Raw genomic sequence first — 5,587 nt, 5'->3', positions numbered from 1 at the left:
CCCGGCGGCCCGCCAGCACGTACGCGGCCACGCCCTGTACGGCGATCGCCGCCGCGAACAGGGCCAGCACCCACCAGCGTTCGTCCGCGAAGGGCCGCAGGTTCTCCAGCCAGCCCAGCGGCGACAGCCAGGTCAGGGCGGAGGAGCCGTCGTCCGTCGCCGAGTCGCCCGCCGCGCGCAGCACGAACGCGGCGCCCAGCACGCCCGAGGTCAGACCGCGGGCGAGCCGCGCGCTCTCGGTGAGCTGCGCGACGATCGCCGCCATGGTCGCGAAGAGCATGCCCACGGCCGCGAGGCCCAGCCCGAGAGCCAGCGCCCCGGCCACCCCCCGTCCGGCCAGTCCGGCGGTGACCAGCAGGGCCAGGACCGCGTCGGCGACCGCCGCCGTCAGCAGGGCCGACGTCAGCGAGGCGCGCCGCCCCACCATGCCGGACGCGATCAGCTCCTGACGGCCGCTCTCCTCCTCGTCACGGGTGTGCCGTACGACGATCAGGATGCTGGTCACGGCCGCGAGGGCACCGGCGTAGACGCCGACGCGCCAGGCGGTGAGGGCGCCCAGGGAGTCGTCGAAGACGGGGCCGACGAGGGCGCGCAGCGAGGAGTTGGCCGCCATCTGCTCCATCAGGTCGGCGCGTTCGCCGGGTGTGCCGTACAGCCCCTTCAGGGTGTTCGGCATGGAGAGGACCATCAGGGCGTTGACGCCCACCCAGAGCGGGATCATGACCCGGTCGCGGCGCAGCGCGAACCGCACCAGCGTGCCGGTTCCCGCGAGTTGGGGTGCGAGGGTGCTCATCGGGCCGTCACCTCCACCGGCTCGGCCTGGTAGTGGCGCAGGAACAGTTCCTCCAGCGTGGGCGGCGTCGACGTCAGCGACCGCACGCCCGTCTCGCTCAGCGACCGCAGGACGGCGTCGAGCCCGTCGGCGTCGACCTGGAGACGGACCCGGCGGCCCTGTACGTCGAGGTCGTGGACGCCGGGCAGTCGGGCCAGCCCGTCGGGTTCACCGGCGAGTTCGGCGGTGACGCTGGTGCGGGTGAGGTGGCGCAGGTCGGCCAGTGAGCCGGTCTCGACCGTGCGGCCCTGGCGGATGATGCTGACCCGGTCGCAGAGTTCCTCGACCTCGCTGAGGATGTGCGAGGAGAGCAGGACGGTGCGGCCCCGGTCGCGCTCCTCCTCCACGCACCGCTGGAAGACCCCTTCCATCAGCGGGTCCAGGCCCGAGGTCGGCTCGTCCAGGATGAGCAGGTCGACGTCCGAAGCGAACGCGGCGACCAGGGCGACCTTCTGCCGGTTGCCCTTGGAGTAGGTGCGGCCCTTCTTGGTGGGGTCGAGTTCGAAGCGTTCGATCAGTTCGGCGCGGCGCCGTGTGTCCAGGCCCCCGTCACGCAGCCGGCCGAAGAGGTCGATGACCTCGCCGCCGGTCAGGTTCCGCCACAGGGTCACGTCGCCGGGGACGTACGCGATGCGGCGGTGTACCTCGACCGCGTCCCGCCAGGGGTCGCGGCCCAGGAGCTGCGCGGCGCCGGAGTCGGCGCGCAGCAGGCCGAGGAGGACGCGGATGGTGGTGGACTTGCCGGAGCCGTTGGGTCCGAGGAAGCCGTGCACCTCGCCCGTCTCGACCTCCAGGTCGAGTCCGTCGAGGGCGTGCGTGCGGCCGAAGGACTTGTGCAGTCCGGACACGGTGATGGCCTTCGTCATGCTTCAGAACGTACGCTTACTTCAGAAATTTGTGAAGTTAAGGAAGGCTGGGAAGGGTCGATAAGGTGTGACCATGAGCGAAGCAGTCGGTGCCGGGGCCCGTACCGAGGGCGGGCGGGACGCGGAGGCCGTGTCGAGGTTCGTCGAGTCCTTCGCCGCGCAGCTGGTCGAGGCGGGCATGCAGCGCATGGCCGCGCGGGTCTTCGCCGCGCTCCTGTCCTCCGACTCGGGCGCGATGACCTCGACCGAGCTGGGGGAGCAGCTGCGGATCAGCCCGGCGGCCGTCTCCGGTGCCGTCCGGTATCTGTCGCAGCAGCACATGGTGGCCCGCGAGCGGGAACCCGGTTCACGCCGGGAGCGTTACCGGGTGCACAGCGATCAGTGGTACGAGGCCCTCACCAATCGCGAGACGGTCCTCAAGCGGTGGGAGGGCGCCCTGCGCGAGGGCGTCGCCAGCCTCGGCGCCGACACCCCCGCGGGCAGCCGGATGGCCGAGACGCTCGCCTTCTTCGAGTTCGTCGAGGGCGAGATCGCGGCCATGATGGAGCGGTGGCGGGTCCACCGCGAGCAGGTCTTCGGCAAGGGCCAGGGCCGGCCGTAGGCGGAGCCGGCCGGGACCAGCCCTAGGCGGAGCCGGGCCAGGGCCAGCCCTAGGCGGAGCCGGGCCAGGGCCAGCCGTGGGCGGAGCCGCTCAGCGCTCCTTCGTCTCCTCCAGTACCGTCCGGCCCAGCAGCGCGTACCGCTCCGGCGAGCGCCGTTTGAGGTACTGGGCGTAGCCGAAGCCCGCCACCGCGATCAGGCCGACGATCCACGGGGTCGCCTTCAGGACCACCGAGTCCGACTCGGGTCCGGCCGCCACGCTCATGTTGGACACCAGCAGCGCGACCACCGCGAGCATCGCGACCCCTCCGAGGAGCGGCGCGGTGAACGTCTTGAACCAGTGCCGGCTCTCGGGGTGGTGCGAGCGGAAGTACGCCAGCACCGCGAACGAGCAGACGGCCTGCACGACGAGGATCGCCATGGTCCCCAGGATGGCGAGGAGGACGTACGTCCCCGTGTACGGGTCCTTGCCGGCCAGCCAGAAGGCGCCGAGCAGGACAGCGCTGATCAGTGACTGGACCAGGCCCGCGATGTGCGGGGAGCCGTGCCGGGCGTGCGTGCGGCCGACGGTGTTCTTCAGGGAGGGCAGGACGCCCTCGCGGCCGAGGGCGTACATGTAGCGGGCGGCGCAGTTGTGGAAGGCCATGCCGCAGGCCAGCGAGCCGGTGATCATCAGCCACTGCATGACGACGACCGCCCAGTGGCCGACGTACTGCTCCGTCGGGTCGAAGAACAGGGCGAGGGGGTTCGTGGAGGAGGCGGCCGCGACGGCCTCTTTCTCGCCGTTGCCGGTGATGGCCATCCAGGAGACCAGGACGTAGAAGACGCCGACGCCGAGGACCGAGATCATCGTCGCCTTGGGGATGATCTTCTTGGGGTCGCGGGACTCCTCGCCGTACATCGCCGTCGACTCGAAGCCGACCCATGACCAGAAGGCGAAGAAGAGACCGAGGCCGGCGCTCGTGCCCTGGAAGGCGTTGACCGGGTTGACCGGGCCGAAGGTGAAGCCGTCGGGGCCGCCGCCGTGCAGGGCGACCGAGATCGCCATCGCCGCCAGGATCGTCACCTCGGTCGCCAGCAGGACGACGAGCAGCTTCTCGGCGACCGAGACGCCGAACCAGGTGCCCATCGTGTTGACCGCGAGCATCAGCATCGCGAACGCCCACCACGGCACGTCGAGCCCGCTCTGGTCCTTCAGGGTCGTCGTGGCGAACGTCGAGAAGATGCCGATCAGCGCCGGCTCGAACACGACGTACGCGAAGGTCGCGAGGAGTCCGGAGGCGAGACCGGCGCTGCGGCCGAGGCCGTGGGAGATGAAGCCGTAGAAGGCGCCGGTGGCGGTGATGTGCTTCGCCATCGAGGTGAATCCGACGGAAAAGATTGCCAGGACGACCATTGCGACGAGGTAGCTCGCCGGGGCGCCGATGCCGTTGCCGGACGACACCATGAAGGGCACGTTGCCTGTCATGGCGGTGATCGGCGCGGCCGTCGCCACCGCCATGAAGACCACGCCCAGCAGGCCCACAGCGTTGGGTTTTAGCCGGTGCACGGTCCCCGGGTCGCTCGTTCTCGCCGCCGGGGCGATGCCCTCGTCCACTGCCATCGGGTGGCCCCTTCCTGACTTCACGGATCTCCTGCCGGATGTCCTGCTGAAGGAGGATGCTGTAGTGCGGATGAGTCGACAAGGGGGCTGGGCCGGTTAAATATTTGTCAACCAGACCTTTGGAGGGTGGGCCGGTCGAACGCTCTTGTTAACTCTGCGCGAGAGCATGGACCCCGGCCGGGACCCCTCGTACGGTCGCCGACATGAGCGTTCACACCGCCACCCTCGGCGGCGAGCGGTACCGCTTCGCCTCCCTCGCCCGCCTCCTCGCCTCCGCCAGCCCCGAACGCTCCGGCGACCGCCTCGCCGGCCTTGCCGCGGACGACGCCCGTCAGCGCGTCGCCGCCCGCTGGGCCCTGGCCGAGGTCCCGCTGGCCGCCTTCCTCACCGAGCCGCTGATCCCGTACGAGAGCGACGACGTCACCCGGCTGATCCTGGACACGCACGACCGGGCCGCGTTCGCGCCGGTCGCCGCACTGACCGTGGGCGAGTTCCGGGAATGGCTGCTGTCCGAGGCCGCCGACGCCCCGGCGCTCGCCGCGCTCGCGCCCGGCCTCACGCCCGAGATGACCGCCGCCGTCTCCAAGCTGATGGGCAACGCCGACCTCGTCGCGGTCGCCCGCAAGGTCCGGGTCGTCACGGCGTTCCGCTCCACGATCGGCCTGCCCGGACGCCTGGCGACCCGCCTCCAGCCCAACCACCCGACCGACGACCCCGCGGGCGTCGCCGCCGCCCTCCTCGACGGCCTGCTCCTCGGCTCCGGGGACGCCGTGATCGGCATCAACCCGGCCACCGACAGCCCCAAGGCGGTACGGGACCTGCTCGACCTCCTCGACGGGGTGATCCGGCGCTACGCCATCCCCACCCAGTCCTGCGTGCTCTGCCACGTCACCACGAGCATCGACCTGATGGCTTCCGGTGCCCCCGTCGACCTCGTCTTCCAGTCGATCGCGGGCACCCAGGCCGCCAACGCCTCCTTCGGCGTCACCCTCGGCCTCCTCGACGAGGCGCACCAGGCAGCACGGGCGCTGGGCCGGGGCACCGTCGGCAACCACGTCATGTACTTCGAGACCGGCCAGGGCAGCGCCCTCTCCGCCGGCGCCCACCACGGCGTCGACCAGCAGACGGTCGAGGCACGGGCGTACGCCGTGGCCCGCAGGTACGACCCGCTGCTGGTGAACACCGTGGTCGGCTTCATCGGCCCCGAGTACCTCTACGACGGCCGGCAGATCCTGCGGGCCGCCCTGGAGGACCACTTCTGCGGCAAGCTCCTCGGCCTGCCGATGGGCCTGGACATCTGCTACACCAACCACGCGGACGCGGACGACGACGACATCGCCACGATGCTGACCATGCTCGGCGTGGCCGGCGCCTCCTTCGTGATCTGCACACCGGGCGGCGACGACATCATGCTCAACTACCAATCGGCCTCGTACCACGACGCGTTGTACCTGCGCGAGGTGCTCGGCCTGCGTCCGGCGCCGGAGTTCGAGGCATGGCTGGAGTCGATCGGGCTGCTGGACGGACGAGGCGGCATCCGCGAGGTCGCGGGCCATCCGCTGACCGCGATCGGACGGGGGCTCGCGGCATGACGACGACCGGTCACGAAGGCGCGGAGGCCCTTGAGCCCTTTGGGCCCGTTCAGCCCCTTGAGCCCGTCGAGCCCGTCGAGCCCGTCGAGCCCGT

Annotated in this window: 4 protein-coding genes and 1 pseudogene; 2 read left to right on the top strand and 3 right to left on the bottom strand. The window is 71.0% G+C overall.

Annotated elements, in window-relative coordinates; all coding sequences use genetic code 11:
• Both BZL64_RS12145 and BZL64_RS12140 read right to left on the bottom strand, forming a co-directional pair.
• Nucleotides 1-793, bottom strand: a pseudogene (locus BZL64_RS12145) (ABC transporter permease); the annotation flags it as partial.
• On the bottom strand, nt 790-1,698 hold the full coding sequence (locus BZL64_RS12140; protein WP_086768954.1) for an ABC transporter ATP-binding protein: 909 nt from the start codon (nt 1,696-1,698) through the stop codon (nt 790-792). The gene BZL64_RS12140 and the pseudogene BZL64_RS12145, both read right to left, overlap by 4 nt.
• 73 nt (nt 1,699-1,771) lie before the next feature.
• Here BZL64_RS12140 and BZL64_RS12135 point away from each other — a divergent pair, with 73 nt between their 5' ends.
• A complete protein-coding gene (locus BZL64_RS12135) occupies nt 1,772-2,299 on the top strand; it encodes a GbsR/MarR family transcriptional regulator (RefSeq protein WP_086768952.1) in 528 nt (175 codons plus the stop codon).
• Nucleotides 2,300-2,389: 90 nt separating this feature from the next.
• Here the strand turns inward: BZL64_RS12135 and BZL64_RS12130 are convergent, their stop codons facing one another.
• On the bottom strand, nt 2,390-3,901 hold the full coding sequence (locus BZL64_RS12130) for an APC family permease (protein WP_086768950.1): 1,512 nt from the start codon (nt 3,899-3,901) through the stop codon (nt 2,390-2,392).
• A 203-nt stretch (nt 3,902-4,104) separates the two neighbouring features.
• Between BZL64_RS12130 and BZL64_RS12125 the strand changes: the two genes are divergently transcribed.
• The gene (locus BZL64_RS12125) at nt 4,105-5,493 is read left to right on the top strand and encodes an ethanolamine ammonia-lyase subunit EutB (protein ID WP_086768949.1); all 1,389 of its coding nucleotides are present in this window, start codon (nt 4,105-4,107) and stop codon (nt 5,491-5,493) included.
• Nucleotides 5,494-5,587 lie beyond the last annotated feature (94 nt).

The sequence above is a fragment of the Streptomyces bobili genome (genome assembly GCF_002154575.1).
Lineage (GTDB): Bacteria > Actinomycetota > Actinomycetes > Streptomycetales > Streptomycetaceae > Streptomyces > Streptomyces bobili.
The sequence above is the reverse complement of the archived record's forward strand: the minus strand, read 5'-3'. Positions and strand labels throughout refer to the sequence as shown.

Coding starts and splice junctions, on each gene's coding strand:
- BZL64_RS12125 (WP_086768949.1), top strand. CDS start 4,105: ATGAGCGTTCACACCGCCACCCTCGGCGGCGAGCGGTACCGCTTCGCC.
- BZL64_RS12140 (WP_086768954.1), bottom strand. CDS start 1,698: ATGACGAAGGCCATCACCGTGTCCGGACTGCACAAGTCCTTCGGCCGC.
- BZL64_RS12130 (WP_086768950.1), bottom strand. CDS start 3,901: ATGGCAGTGGACGAGGGCATCGCCCCGGCGGCGAGAACGAGCGACCCG.
- BZL64_RS12135 (WP_086768952.1), top strand. CDS start 1,772: ATGAGCGAAGCAGTCGGTGCCGGGGCCCGTACCGAGGGCGGGCGGGAC.